At 38.5% G+C, this 13,171-nt stretch carries 14 protein-coding genes; 5 read left to right on the top strand and 9 right to left on the bottom strand.

Features of this window, described 5'->3' with window-relative positions:
- Positions 1 to 20 precede the first annotated feature (20 nt).
- From B5440_RS02550 to B5440_RS02540, 3 genes are read right to left on the bottom strand one after another with little or no spacing between them, the layout of a single operon-like run.
- On the bottom strand, positions 21 to 521 hold the full coding sequence (locus tag B5440_RS02550) for a YciI family protein (RefSeq protein ID WP_070054430.1): 501 nt from the start codon (positions 519 to 521) through the stop codon (positions 21 to 23).
- Positions 522 to 530: 9 nt separating this feature from the next.
- The gene (locus tag B5440_RS02545) at positions 531 to 998 is read right to left on the bottom strand and encodes a CYTH domain-containing protein (RefSeq protein WP_070054429.1); all 468 of its coding nucleotides are present in this window, start codon (positions 996 to 998) and stop codon (positions 531 to 533) included.
- Entirely contained in the window at positions 999 to 1,664 is a 666-nt protein-coding gene (locus tag B5440_RS02540) for an NAD(P)H-binding protein (RefSeq protein WP_070054428.1), read from the bottom strand.
- 380 nt (positions 1,665 to 2,044) lie between these two features.
- On the opposite strand from B5440_RS02540, the gene dinB reads away from it, so the two are divergent.
- A complete protein-coding gene (gene dinB / locus B5440_RS02535) occupies positions 2,045 to 3,148 on the top strand; it encodes a DNA polymerase IV (RefSeq protein WP_079711051.1) in 1,104 nt (367 codons plus the stop codon).
- Between the two features lie 148 nt (positions 3,149 to 3,296).
- Here the strand turns inward: dinB and pyk are convergent, their stop codons facing one another.
- The 5 genes from pyk to B5440_RS02510 all read right to left on the bottom strand — a co-directional run bounded on the left by pyk (position 3,297) and on the right by B5440_RS02510 (position 7,578).
- Positions 3,297 to 4,727: a pyruvate kinase gene (gene pyk, locus B5440_RS02530; RefSeq protein WP_070054427.1), complete on the bottom strand. Its 1,431-nt coding sequence runs from the start codon at positions 4,725 to 4,727 to the stop codon at positions 3,297 to 3,299.
- Positions 4,727 to 5,215: an IPExxxVDY family protein gene (locus B5440_RS02525; protein ID WP_070054595.1), complete on the bottom strand. Its 489-nt coding sequence runs from the start codon at positions 5,213 to 5,215 to the stop codon at positions 4,727 to 4,729. The genes pyk and B5440_RS02525 overlap by 1 nt, the downstream gene beginning before the upstream one ends.
- A gap of 113 nt (positions 5,216 to 5,328) precedes the next feature.
- Positions 5,329 to 6,060, bottom strand: coding sequence for a ribonuclease III (gene rnc, locus B5440_RS02520; protein WP_070054426.1), 732 nt, complete (start codon positions 6,058 to 6,060; stop codon positions 5,329 to 5,331).
- A gap of 11 nt (positions 6,061 to 6,071) precedes the next feature.
- Positions 6,072 to 7,325 (bottom strand): beta-ketoacyl-ACP synthase II, encoded by a 1,254-nt coding sequence (gene fabF, locus B5440_RS02515; RefSeq protein ID WP_070054594.1) that lies wholly within the window; start codon positions 7,323 to 7,325, stop codon positions 6,072 to 6,074.
- 16 nt (positions 7,326 to 7,341) lie between these two features.
- Entirely contained in the window at positions 7,342 to 7,578 is a 237-nt protein-coding gene (locus B5440_RS02510; protein ID WP_013069791.1) for an acyl carrier protein, read from the bottom strand.
- Positions 7,579 to 7,726: 148 nt separating this feature from the next.
- Between B5440_RS02510 and purN the strand changes: the two genes are divergently transcribed.
- The 4 genes from purN to B5440_RS02490 all read left to right on the top strand — a co-directional run bounded on the left by purN (position 7,727) and on the right by B5440_RS02490 (position 11,778).
- Positions 7,727 to 8,326: a phosphoribosylglycinamide formyltransferase gene (gene purN, locus B5440_RS02505; protein WP_070054425.1), complete on the top strand. Its 600-nt coding sequence runs from the start codon at positions 7,727 to 7,729 to the stop codon at positions 8,324 to 8,326.
- The gene (gene rnhA, locus B5440_RS02500) at positions 8,326 to 8,793 is read left to right on the top strand and encodes a ribonuclease HI (protein WP_070054424.1); all 468 of its coding nucleotides are present in this window, start codon (positions 8,326 to 8,328) and stop codon (positions 8,791 to 8,793) included. Before purN ends, rnhA begins: the two co-directional genes overlap by 1 nt.
- A 102-nt stretch (positions 8,794 to 8,895) precedes the next feature.
- A complete protein-coding gene (locus B5440_RS02495) occupies positions 8,896 to 9,819 on the top strand; it encodes a PfkB family carbohydrate kinase (protein ID WP_070054423.1) in 924 nt (307 codons plus the stop codon).
- A gap of 60 nt (positions 9,820 to 9,879) precedes the next feature.
- A complete protein-coding gene (locus B5440_RS02490; protein WP_070054422.1) occupies positions 9,880 to 11,778 on the top strand; it encodes an amidophosphoribosyltransferase in 1,899 nt (632 codons plus the stop codon).
- A gap of 641 nt (positions 11,779 to 12,419) precedes the next feature.
- On the opposite strand, the gene B5440_RS02485 is transcribed toward B5440_RS02490, so the two are convergent.
- Positions 12,420 to 13,171 (bottom strand): transposase (locus tag B5440_RS02485; protein WP_143533299.1); only part of this gene is annotated, 752 nt, incomplete at its 5' end.

The following is a 13,171-nucleotide window of genomic DNA, read 5'->3' as shown; positions in this document are numbered from 1 at the left end:
AAATTTCTGTTTGCTTAACTCTAGTTCAGTTTTCCCCCTTTTGCGGTCCACCAGGGATTAACTTCAACTTTCAGTCTACCGGCTTTTACCATAGGATCCTGCCTGGCCAAACTGTCAGCTTCTTCCAGGGTTGCGGTATTATAAACCGCAATTCCACGAATATCACCGTCGCCACCAAAGGGTCCAATTAAGCTGGCATAACCTTCTTCAGCCATCCGGCTTAAATAGGCCAGGTGTTCCTTCTGCAAACGAGCAGCTTCAGTAGAATCCTGACTTCTATTGGCACCACTCTTTAGAAAAACCATATAATATTGTTGCATTAAATAAGTGGTATCGCCGTCTTTATATCTAAAAGTTTGATAGCCCTTTTCCTTTAGATCATTTTCTACGGAATCAATATTCATTTTAGGTTTTTCTACCGCAACTTTTTCGGGACCAGGGATGCCTCGTTCCTGCTCGGGAATATCTTTACAGGAAATTAATAATAGAGGAAAAACGAGTATAAAAATTAGTTTTTTCATTCTTTAGAATTACCAGTCTTTAAAAGGGTTTTTACTTAGTTGCGAATTGTAATATTTTATTTCCCCGGTTACTTCTGTTCCGAGCCACTGGGGCTTTTCAAAGGTATCGGTTTCTTTATTGAGTTCGATTTCTGCCACCTTTAAGCCTTCGTTCTCACCATAAAATTCGTCAATTTCAAACACAAAATCTTCTGCTTTTACCAAATACCGGGTTTTCTCTATAATTCCGGGTTCACAAAGTTCAAATAGCGCTTCTGCTTCTTTTACATCAATTTCCTTTTCCCACTCAAAACGGGATAATCCGTTTTTAGAAGATTTCCCTTTAATGGTTATAAAAGCTTTATCACCGGTAATCCTTAAACGAACAGTTCGCTCTGGATGGGTATTTAAAAATCCTTGTTTTATACTGAAATTCTTAAAAGCCTCTTTTTTAAAATCCTCTGAAACTACAAGGAATTTTCGTTCAATTTCCTGCATCTAGTTATTATGTGCTATGTTTTTAATTTCGTCTGAAGGGATTCTTTGCACGTCCAACTCGGGTGAATTGGCAATGGCTACCATTGCTTTGGCAATACTTTCAGCTGAAATAGATTTGTATTTTCTTAAAGTTCCAAGGAAAAAAGGATTGATGAAATTCAACATTATTTTTCCTACTTTTTCAAAACTCCTGCTTTCCTTCCGCTCGCCGGTAATAAGGGAAGGTTGTAGAATATAAGTATGTTTTATTTCCTGATCTAAAACTTCCTGTTCCATCTTACCCTTGGTCCGGTTATAAAACACGCGACTTTTAGGGTTAGCCCCAAGCGCAGAAACCACAAGAAAAGTTTCTATATTATTTTCTTTACACAGTTTCGCGGCAGCAATTGGGATCCCACGGTCTATCTTGGTATAGGTTTCATGATCTGGAGTTTTGCTTTTAGTAGTACCTACGCAACAAAAAACCTCATCTGCTGTAAACTTATCTTTGTGCTCTTCCAGTTTAAAAAGGTCTATTAAATGTTCCTCGAGCTTAGGATCTTCAATTTTCACCGAATTTCTTGAGAAGAGTTTGATCTTTTCATACCTATCGTCATCCAGTAATTGCTGAAGTAACATCCCACCGGTAAGGCCGGTAGCTCCTAAAATTATAGCTGTTTTTGGCATTATCTTTTATTTTTTTTGATCGGTTAATAATTGTTTGTTTAACAATATTAGCTTTCAGTAAAGAATATAAACAAAATAACCCGTCCCACTATGAACCGTAACTAAATTTTAAGAAGCTTACCTAAGTTAGGATTTACAAGGTTTGGAGTTGACCTCATATTAATCCTTAACATATAAGAATTCGCCATACAGTTAGTTTTTAAAAAGAGATCCCGGCCTGCCCCTTTGTCATGGCAACAATTATAATCTTTGCAATAAAAGCGAATCAACTTGAACCTGATTTTGGATAAAGGGATCCCGGCCTGCGCCGGGATTAGTGAAACTATTCAATTTGCCTGCGCCCTTGTCTTGGCAAATTGAAGTTTCACTAACTTTGTAAAGTGAATCAAGAACTTCCACTTCGCAAAATCATTCATATAGATATGGATGCATTCTATGCCTCGGTAGAACAACTGGACAATCCCGAATTACGCGGTAAGGCCATTGCGGTGGGCGGAAGTTCAGAAAGAGGTGTAGTTAGCGCAGCAAGCTACGAAGCGCGTAAATACGGCGTTAAAAGCGCTATGAGCAGCGTGATTGCCAAACGCAATTGCCCGCATCTAATATTTGTAAAAACCCGTTTTGACCGTTACCGCGAAATCTCGCAACGCATAAGGGAAATATTTTATGAATATACCGACCTGGTGGAACCGCTTTCTTTAGATGAGGCTTACCTGGACGTTACCGAAAATAAAAAGGGAAATCCCAGTGCAAGCCTTATCGCAAAAGAAATACGGGAGAAAATTAAAGAAAAAACTGGCTTAAATGCTTCGGCAGGAATTTCTATCAACAAGTTTATTGCAAAAATAGCCAGTGATTTTAATAAGCCCAACGGACAGAAAACGGTAAATCCTGAAGAAGTTGAAGAGTTTTTAGAGGTTTTGGATATCCGAAAATTTCACGGTGTGGGAAAGGTGACTGCAGAGAAAATGTATATGCTGGGTATTTTTACCGGAAAAGACCTAAAAACCAAAAGCCTGGATTATCTAACCGAAAAATTCGGGAAAAGTGGTGCGCATTATTTTAATGTGGTTCGCGGCATTCATTTAAGCGAAGTAAAACCAAACCGAATACGAAAATCCCTTGGTGCCGAACGCACTTTTAATGAAAATATCTCTTCAGAAATTTTTATGCTGGAGAGACTGGAAAATATCGCCGAAGAAATAGAACGCCGACTCAAAAAGAGCAAGGTTGCCGGTAAAACTATTACCCTGAAGATAAAATACAGCGATTTTACTTTACAAACCCGCAGTAAAACTGTTTCGTTCTATATTTCCAGCAAAGAATTGATCCTGGAAAATGCCAGGGAATTATTATACCAGGAAAAAATGAAAGATTCGGTTCGACTTTTGGGAATTTCGCTTTCAAACTTAAATACCGATAAAAGCGAAAAGAAACCAAAAGAGGAAAAGGAAATTGAAGTGCAGTTGAAGTTTGAATTTTAAAATAGAAACTTTTTATTTTTAGATCCCCGATAAAGAATCGGGGCAGGCTCTGAAACCAGTTCAGGATGACGTGAGAAAGTTTTTAAAATAAAAACGCCACGAATTCACTAATTGTGTATTCGTGGCTTAGTCTTTATAAAAATATAAATTATTCTATTTCAGAAACTCTTAAAGTGTTTACCATACCTTTTTCACCAATTGGCATTGCTGCCAGGTTAATGGCAAAATCTCCCGTTTCAACGAACTTTTTCTCTTTTGCAATTCTGTTAATATCATCAATAGTTTCATCGGTACTTACAAACCTGTCGTAATGAAAGGCTTTCACACCCCAAAGCAAACTAAGCTGCGATAAGATTCTATTATTTGATGTAAACACCAAAATATGCGCTTCCGGTCTCCAGGCTGAGATCTGGAATGCGGTGTACCCACTATTGGTTAAAGTACAAATAGCTTTGGCTTTAATTTCATTAGCCATATGCGCCGCGTGATAACAAACTGCTTTTGTAATGTAGCGCTTGGTACGAACGTGTGGCGGATCGTGAGGAACTTTAATCAAAGGCGAGTTCTCTACACTTTCTAAAATTTGAGCCATTTTTTGAATAACCTGCACCGGGTACTGCCCTACTGAAGTTTCTCCACTAAGCATTACCGCATCTGCTCCATCCATAACAGAGTTTGCCACATCATTAACCTCTGCCCTGGTTGGGGTAAGGCTTGTGATCATGGTTTCCATCATTTGGGTAGCGATAATTACCGGAATTCTGGCTTTTTTAGCCGTAAGTACCAATTTCTTCTGAATAAGTGGAACTTCCTGAGCAGGAATTTCTACTCCTAAATCTCCACGAGCCACCATTAAACCATCACAGTAAGCCACGATCTTATCGATGTTGGCCACACCTTCCGGCTTTTCAATTTTGGCTATGATTGGGATTTTATATTCGCTGTGCTTCTTAATTAAATCCTGAAGCTCTTTTAAATCCTCGGCGTGACGCACAAAAGAAAGAGCCATCCAGTCTACCTGCATCTCACAAGCAAAAATCGCATCTTTCACATCCTTTTCAGTTAAAGCAGGAAGTGAAATATTAGTATTTGGAAGGTTTACACCTTTCTTAGACTTTAAAGGTCCACCCTGAATTACGCGAGTTTTAACTTCATCTTTTTTATTAGAACTTACTACCTCAAAAATAAGTTTTCCATCGTCTAAAAGAATACGCTCTCCCGCAGATACATCTTGCGGAAAAGTTTCGTAATTCATATAAACGCGTTCTGCAGTTCCTTTAAATTCCTTTCCTGTGGCAAAAACGATCTCATCACCTTCAGCTACAACCACTTCATCTTTCATCACTCCAACACGAAGCTTTGGGCCTTGTAAATCTCCCAAAATCGCGGCATTATAGCCTTTTTCCTTATTCAGGTCTCTAATCATTTGGATGCGTTCTTTTACATCGTCATAATTAGCGTGGGAAAAGTTCACTCTAAAAACGTTTACCCCGGCCTGGAGCATTTTATCTAAAGTTTCTTTGGAACTAGTTGCCGGTCCTAGGGTTGCAACTATTTTAGTTTTCTTATTTGTTGGCATTATTCAAAAATTAAATTTTGTTTGGATTTTAATAAATCTGTATCAATTTTATAAACTGCTCTAACCTGCGGTATCTGGCTTATGGCGTTAACGAGCAAATTGAGGTCTTTTTGATTAAGTTCCTCATCTATCTTAAGAAAGAAATCTACCTTTTTATATTCAGGTACCAGGTTTACCTGTAAGGGTCTAACTTCTTCTTCTTCAAATAAAGAACCCGCACTTAATATTTTTTTGGATTCTCCTTTAAATTTGTTGGCTACCAGGTGATAAGATCTGAAATTTTTCAGGTCTTTAAAGGAATAATGAGCGTAGTAAGCTTTTACCGATTTATGGTTGAAGTCTAAATCCCTACGTTCTCTTTTTAATTGAAGTTTTAGATACTTATTTAGCAAATAAGCCATCTTATATTCTTCTAAATCACCATAAAGCGCTATGAGCCCGAATTCATCTTCCTCAACATCTTCCAGCAGCGTTTTATGCAATTGCATAGCTTTCAATTTAAGGTTAAAGATAAGATAAGATTGAGAAAAATGAAGCTTTACACCTTCAAAAATTCATATTTATCTACGAAAACGTTATAGTTTGCGCTAATTTCACAATTTTAAGTGATTTTATTTTGAAGTGCGTAATAAGCTCTTTTTGCGGTTTTTTCTTCAGCTTTCTTTTTTGAGGTAGCTCTTGCTTTTGCCACAACTTTATCATCTAACCGCAATTTCACAGCGAAATGTTTTACTTCATCATTCCCGGTGTCTTCATAAACTTCAAAGTCGAATTCTCGCTTCTCTTTCTGACACCATTCAATAAAAAGACTCTTGTAACTTATTACCCGGCCTTCTAATTGCTCTATATCTACGTAAGGTTCAATCACCCTCTCGTGAATAAAACGTTTACAGTATTTATAACCTCTGTCCAGATAAATCGCGCCTATTAAAGCTTCAAATAAATTACCGTGAATGTTGGAACCGAATTGATCTTTTGGAATATTAGTTTGTACGTGATCTATAAGATTAAGATCCTTGCCCAGTTCATTTAAATGCTTTCGGCTTACCACTTTAGATCGCATCTTGGTAAGATAACCTTCATTTCCGCCGGGAACCGCTTTAAAAAGATGGGAAGCGATAACCGCACTAAGCATTGCATCACCTAAGAATTCCAGGCGTTCAAAACTTATAGCATTTCCTTTTTCATCTTTAATATTAAGAGAACGATGGGTAAATGCTTTTTGGTAGTGAAGCAGGTTTTTAGGCTTAAAACCCAGCATTTTGTATAAAACAGAAAAAAAATTCCCGCCTTTACCAGAACGGGAATTTAATATATTTCGAATAACGCCCATATTACATTTGGTTATTCATCGTACTTTTTAAATAATACACAGGCATTATGCCCTCCAAATCCAAAAGTGTTACTCATAACAACTTTCACATCACGTTTTTGAGCCTTATTTAAAGTAAGATTCAACTCAGGATCAATATTTTCATCCTTATGTTCGTGATTAATGGTAGGTGGTACAATACCATGTTGCATAGATAGAATTGCTGAAATCGCTTCTACCGCACCGGCAGCACCAAGTAAGTGCCCGGTCATAGACTTTGTTGAATTGATGTTTATGGTTTTGGCGTGTTCACCAAAAACCTTGCTTATCGCTTTCAACTCGGCTACATCACCTAGTGGTGTTGAAGTTCCGTGCGTGTTAATGGCGTCTACATCTTCGGGCTTCATTTCTGCATTACTAAGACAGTTTTCCATTACCGCCACAACTCCATTTCCTTCAGGATGAGGCGCTGTCATGTGGTAAGCATCAGAAGATAAACCTCCTCCAAGAACTTCAGCATAAATTTTGGCTCCCCTGGCTTTTGCGTGCTCGTATTCTTCAAGAATAAGTGCTCCACTACCCTCTCCTAGCACGAAACCATCTCGCGTAGCATCAAATGGTCTTGAAGCTGTTTGAGGATTATCGTTTTGTGTAGATAAGGCATGCATGGCATTAAAGCCACCCATTCCCGCCATAGTTACCGCTGCTTCTGAACCTCCGGAAACAATAATATCACTATGCCCCAGCCTAATATTATTTAGCGCATCTATCATGGCATTAGCCGCAGATGCACAAGCTGAAACAGTAGTGTAATTTGCTCCCATAAACCCGTGACGAATAGAGATATTACCCGGGGCAATATCAGCAATCATCTTAGGAATAAAGAAGGGGTTAAACCTTGGTGTACCATCGCCTTTCGCGAAATTTAGCACTTCATTCTGAAATGTTTCCAATCCGCCAATTCCGGCCCCCCATATTACACCAACCCGATACTTATCTACGGTATCCAGATTGATGCCGGAATCTTTTATGGCTTCATCTGAAGCTACAATGGCATATTGGGCAAACCTGTCCAGCCTTCTTACTTCCTTGCGGTCAAAGAAGTCCAGCGGGTCAAAATTTTTGAGTTCACAAGCGAATTTGGTTTTGAATTTTTCAGTATCGAAATAGGTAATAGGTGCACCACCACTTTTTCCGGCTACCAAAGCCTCCCAATATTCTTCAATATTGTTACCAATGGGGGTTAGGGCTCCCAGGCCCGTTACTACAACTCGCTTTAACTCCATATGGTCTATACTCTTTTTATTTTTTTGCGTCTTCAATATAAGAAATTGCCTGACCTACTGTGGCAATGTTCTCAGCCTGGTCATCAGGAATCTGGATGTCGAATTCTTTTTCGAATTCCATGATCAATTCCACAGTGTCCAATGAATCAGCACCCAGGTCGTTTGTGAAGCTCGCTTCGTTAACTACCTCGTTCTCGTCAACACCTAACTTGTCAACGATAATCGCTTTTACTCTTGATGCAATGTCTGACATAATACTTTTATTTAAATTTTGATTAGGTGGCAAAAATAAAAAACTTTATTTTAAAACCGATTTTTACTTTAAAAATGTGCTCGTAATTTACATAAATTTCGTTGAAAGGACTTAATTTTACATTCTAATAATTGTTAACAAGCTTATTTTGAGCACTCCAGCACATATTGATCAAAAAAAAATAGTTGTCTTTGCTTCCGGCTCCGGAACCAATGCTGAAAACATCATTAAATTTTTTCAAAAATCACCCAATGCCAGTGTTGTAGCGGTTTTCTCGAACAAAAGATCGGCAAAAGTGCTAAAAAGAGCTCACGATCTAAATGTTAAAGCCCTTCATTTTGATAAGGATGCACTCTATAATAGTTACGATGTTCTGCATATTTTAGAGGATATAAATCCAGATTTAATTGTTTTAGCCGGATTTATGTGGATTTTTCCCGAAGACATTTTAAAAAAATTCCCGGGTAAGATTGTAAATATTCATCCGGCCCTACTTCCAAAATATGGTGGCAAAGGAATGTACGGTATGAGAGTGCACGAAAGCATTATCCAGAATAAGGAAAAAGAAAGCGGGATCAGCATTCATTTTGTAAATGAAAATTATGATGAAGGCGAAATAATCTTTCAGGCAAAAACAGATATTTCAGAAGAAGACACGCCGGAAAGTCTCTCAGAAAAAATTCACAACCTGGAATACAAACATTTCCCCGAAATTATTCAGCAATTGCTTCAAAAGAAATCCCAATAGTGCAAACAGCCCAGGTACACATTTATACCGATGGCGCCGCGAGAGGAAATCCCGGCCCCGGCGGTTACGGCATTGTTATGGAATGGGTAGGTAAATCCTATCGTAAAGAATTCGCAAAAGGTTTTAAACACACTACCAATAACCGGATGGAGTTGATGGCGGTAATTGAAGCGCTAAAAAAATTAAAAAAACCAGGTGTTTCTGCCATTGTTTTTACCGATTCAAAATATGTAGCCGATGCGGTAAACAAAAAGTGGGTCTTCGGCTGGGAAAAGAAAAATTTTAAAGACCGAAAGAATGCCGATCTCTGGATAGAGTTTTTAAAGGAAATTAGGAAACATAATGTAAGTTTTAGGTGGATAAAGGGACATAATGACCATCCGCAAAACGAACGTTGCGACGCTTTAGCGGTGGCTGCCTCAAAAGAAAAAAGGCTATTAATAGACGAAGGTTTTCAGCAAAGTTAGATTCACCTTCCTATTAACATTTAAATCTCGATTATCGAGTAATTTTGATTGAGCCCTTGAAAAACAAACTGTATATTTGCAGCACATTTTTTAAACCAAATTATGAGTAAATTACTGATTGTAGGCACTGTAGCCTTTGATGCTATTGAAACCCCATTTGGGAAAACAGATAAAATTCTTGGAGGTGCAGGAACCTATATTGGGCTTTCGGCCTCGCAGTTTAATGTAGATAGCGCGGTGGTATCTGTTGTAGGAGACGATTTTCCACAGGAATACCTTGACCTACTTACCAAAAACAATATAAATATAGAGGGAATTGAAGTGGTTCCCGGCGGAAAAACCTTCTTTTGGAGTGGCCGCTACCATAACGACCTTAACTCGAGGGATACTTTAGACACACAGCTAAATGTACTTGCCGATTTTAAGCCAGTAGTTCCAAACGAATATAAAGACGCTGAAATTGTGATGTTGGGGAACCTGCATCCTTTGGTTCAACTTAGCGTTTTAGAACAGCTTGAATCTCCAAAACTTGCCATACTTGATACCATGAACTTCTGGATGGATAATGCCCTGGAAGATTTAATGAAAGTGATTAGCAAAGTAGATGTGATCACTATTAATGATGAAGAAGCCCGCCAACTTTCTGGCGAATACTCTTTAGCAAAAGCCGCCAAAAAGATCGCAACTATGGGTCCTAAATATGTGGTAATTAAGAAAGGAGAACACGGCGCATTATTATTCCACGAGGAGCAGGTATTCTTTGCACCCGCCCTCCCCTTAGAAGAAGTTTTTGACCCAACCGGGGCCGGAGATACTTTTGCAGGAGGTTTTGCAGGATATATTGCAAAAACCGGCGACATAAGCTTTGCGAATATGAAAAACGCCATTATTTATGGTTCCAATCTTGCCTCCTTCTGCGTTGAAAAATTTGGCACCGAGAGGATGGTAGAACTTTCAGGCGAGGAAGTTGATTCGCGCCTCGAAGAGTTTAAGAAATTAACTCAGTTTGAAATAGCATTAACCTAAACCTATGCCCTGAATTTTCAGGGCATTTTTTATATAAAACAGGATTGAAATCCTTTTATTATGAGTGACGCCTTAAAACACGAATGTGGGATTGCCCAAATACGATTGTTAAAACCCCTGGAATACTATAAAGAAAAATATGGTACTGCCTTTTACGGGATTAATAAGATGTATTTAATGATGGAAAAACAGCATAACCGCGGCCAGGATGGCGCCGGTTTTGCTAACATCAAATTAAATACCGCCCCTGGAGATCGCTATATAAGCCGAATTAGATCTAACGCGGCACAACCAATTCAGGATATTTTTGAACAGATCAATGGGAGAATTAACGACGAAATTAAAGCAAACCCGGAATATGCCGATAATGTTGATCTGCAAAAAAAGAACCTTCCCTATGTAGGTGAAGTTTATCTTGGGCACGTTCGCTACGGGACTTTTGGTAAGAATAGTATAGAAAGTGTACACCCATTTCTTAGACAGAATAACTGGATGCACCGTAACCTGATTGTGGCTGGGAATTTTAATATGACCAATGTAAACCAGCTTTTTAATAGTTTGGTGGAATTAGGGCAACATCCAAAAGAAAAGGCCGATACCGTTACGGTAATGGAAAAAATTGGCCATTTCCTGGATTCTGAAGTAGAAAAGCTATACAGGAAGTTAAAGAAAAAAAGTTTTAGTAAAGTACAGGCTTCGCCTATAATTGCTGAAAAATTAAACGTCGCAAAAATTCTTAGAAAATCATCTAAAAGCTGGGATGGCGGCTATGCTATGGCAGGATTGTTAGGTCACGGAGATTCATTTGTTTTACGTGATCCTGCAGGAATTCGTCCCGCATTTTATTACAAAGACGACGAGGTGGTTGTAGTGGCATCAGAAAGGCCGGTAATTCAAACTGCTTTTAATGTAGACTTTAATGATGTTCACGAATTACCGCCGGGACACGCTATTATTACCAAAAAAAGCGGCGAGGTAAATATTAAAGAAATCCTTGAGCCATTAGAGCGAAAAGCCTGTTCTTTTGAACGTATTTATTTTTCCCGCGGAAGCGATGCCGAGATCTATAAAGAACGTAAAATGCTTGGGCGCTTATTGATGCCTGAAGTTTTGAAATCTATAAACCACGACACCATCAATACGGTATTCTCTTTTATTCCGAATACCGCGGAAACAAGTTTCTACGGAATGGTAGAAGCCGCACAGGATGAATTAAACAAGCAGAAGAACGATGCAATTCTAGCTGAAAAAGATACTTTAACCGATGCGCGACTTCAGGAAATACTTGCTCACAGGTTACGCACCGAAAAAATTGCGATCAAAGACGTAAAGCTTAGAACTTTTATTACTGAAGATAGCAGCCGGGACGATCTTGTTGCCCACGTTTATGACGTCACCTACGGGGTGGTTAAACCGGAAGACAGCCTGGTAATTATAGATGATAGTATTGTTAGGGGAACCACTTTAAAGAAAAGCATCATAAAAATGATGGACAGGTTAAATCCAAGACAAATTGTAGTAGTTTCTTCGGCTCCACAAATTCGTTATCCAGATTGTTATGGTATAGATATGGCGCGCCTGGAAGGTCTTGTTGCTTTTAGGGCAGCCCTGGAGCTTTTAAAAGATAATAACCAATACGATATTGTAGAAAAGGTTTACGAGAAATGTAAACTGCAGGTAGATCTTGCCGATGAAGAAGTGAAGAATTTCGTTAAGGAAATCTACGAACCTTTTACCGATGAGCAGATCTCAGATAAAATTTCAGAATTGCTTTGTGACACTGATGTAAAGGCAGATGTGAAGGTGATATACCAAACGGTAGATAATTTGCATAAAGCCTGCCCTAAAAACCTGGGTGACTGGTATTTTACGGGTAACTATCCAACCAATGGAGGTAATCGCGTGGTGAATAGAGCTTTTATTAATTTCTACGAAGGAAACGAAGGAAGAGCCTATTAAGTGCATTTAAACAAATTTTTCTGCCTTTCATCTAAAATGATTTTTAGCAGGAATAAGTTTATATACTTTAGCAGAACCATAAACATAAGTAGGTTAAGTTCATGGTAGATTTGGGGCAAAAAAAGGTGGATCTAACGATCTGCCTTTTTTTATTTTTATCCGAACCTCAAACTTCTTCAAAAGGAAATCATTCAGGTGAATTGTAAGTAAACAATTTCGAAGCAAGCTCACACAGAATTATTATTGGAAAATAAATTTGATTTCGAGGCATCCCGATTCTTCGGGACGGAGGATTTAATCTCGATTATCGAGTAAAATCAAAATTATCTTACATTATTTTTTGATTTTCAATACTTTAACAAATAAATATGCCATTGGTCTAAAAAAGTTGCGAGCAAGGTTTATTCATTATACTTTAGAGTCACCATAACATAAGTAGGTTAAGTTCATGGTAGATTTGGGGCAAAGAAAGGTGGATCAATGATCCGCCTTTTTTTATTTTAAACATTCTGATAAAAAAAGAGGCTGTCTAAAAAGTATTTAGATGGCCTTTTTTTATTGATAAAAGTTTTGTGAGATGAAGCACTTCTTCTTTTTGTAAATTTTCTTTCTGATGAAAAAAGGCAATGAGCCCCCATCTCTTATGCTATACTGAATTTTCTTAAGTTGTGCGCCATAGCTATTAATCCTATTTCAGTAGTTACTTTATCCATTCCCCGCAACATAAACCGCTTAAAGCCCATGTTTTGCTTGATGTTTCCAAACACAGCTTCTACATCCCAACACCTTCTTTTGCGATGTGCTATTCCCGCTTCACTTAGTAGTAGGTTCCTGGCCTTTTCCTTGTGGCGAATCAGGTTGTGATTACGTTCGATAGTCCTGTTCCCTTTAGCTTTATGGCAGCTGCCCCGCAAAGGGCACCCCTTGCAGTTGGCGGCCTGGTAACGATGGATCTGCTGCTTAAAACCGGTAGTGGTTTCACTCTTATAACTTTTTACTTTCTTCATCGCCTGGCCCATCGGGCAATAATACGTATCGGTTTCTTTATTATAGAACAGATTGTCTGGATGAAATAGGTTTTCTCGGTGCTTTTTATCGCGTTGCTCTTTGTGGAAGTAGTTGTATTTCACATAAGCAGTAATTTGCTTTTCTTCTAAATCGGTATAATTCTCTTCACTGCCATAGCCGGCATCTGCGGTAAGGCTTTGAGGTGTTTGATCGTAGGAGTTTATGTGATCTTGCAAGTGGTCTTTTAAGGTAGTGGTATCGGCGGTGGTTTGGGCTAAGGTATAATTGGTGATGAACTGATTATTGGTGGAGGCCTGAAGGTTATACCCGGGTTTTAATTGCCCATTTTGCATATAATCATCTTTCATCCGCATAAAAGTAGCGT

Source organism: Salegentibacter salarius, assembly GCF_900168265.1.
Taxonomy (GTDB): Bacteria; Bacteroidota; Bacteroidia; order Flavobacteriales; family Flavobacteriaceae; genus Salegentibacter; species Salegentibacter salarius.
This window is presented reverse-complemented; position numbering and strand designations above follow the sequence as displayed.

What these genes read in the sequence shown, in the direction of transcription:
- rnc (WP_070054426.1), bottom strand. Translation starts at nt 6,060, where the DNA reads ATGGGCGTTATTCGAAATATATTAAATTCCCGTTCTGGTAAAGGCGGG.
- fabF (WP_070054594.1), bottom strand. Translation starts at nt 7,325, where the DNA reads ATGGAGTTAAAGCGAGTTGTAGTAACGGGCCTGGGAGCCCTAACCCCC.
- B5440_RS02525 (WP_070054595.1), bottom strand. Translation starts at nt 5,215, where the DNA reads ATGCAATTGCATAAAACGCTGCTGGAAGATGTTGAGGAAGATGAATTC.
- B5440_RS02490 (WP_070054422.1), top strand. Translation starts at nt 9,880, where the DNA reads ATGAGTGACGCCTTAAAACACGAATGTGGGATTGCCCAAATACGATTG.
- B5440_RS02495 (WP_070054423.1), top strand. Translation starts at nt 8,896, where the DNA reads ATGAGTAAATTACTGATTGTAGGCACTGTAGCCTTTGATGCTATTGAA.
- pyk (WP_070054427.1), bottom strand. Translation starts at nt 4,727, where the DNA reads ATGCCAACAAATAAGAAAACTAAAATAGTTGCAACCCTAGGACCGGCA.
- B5440_RS02540 (WP_070054428.1), bottom strand. Translation starts at nt 1,664, where the DNA reads ATGCCAAAAACAGCTATAATTTTAGGAGCTACCGGCCTTACCGGTGGG.
- B5440_RS02510 (WP_013069791.1), bottom strand. Translation starts at nt 7,578, where the DNA reads ATGTCAGACATTGCATCAAGAGTAAAAGCGATTATCGTTGACAAGTTA.
- B5440_RS02550 (WP_070054430.1), bottom strand. Translation starts at nt 521, where the DNA reads ATGAAAAAACTAATTTTTATACTCGTTTTTCCTCTATTATTAATTTCC.
- B5440_RS02545 (WP_070054429.1), bottom strand. Translation starts at nt 998, where the DNA reads ATGCAGGAAATTGAACGAAAATTCCTTGTAGTTTCAGAGGATTTTAAA.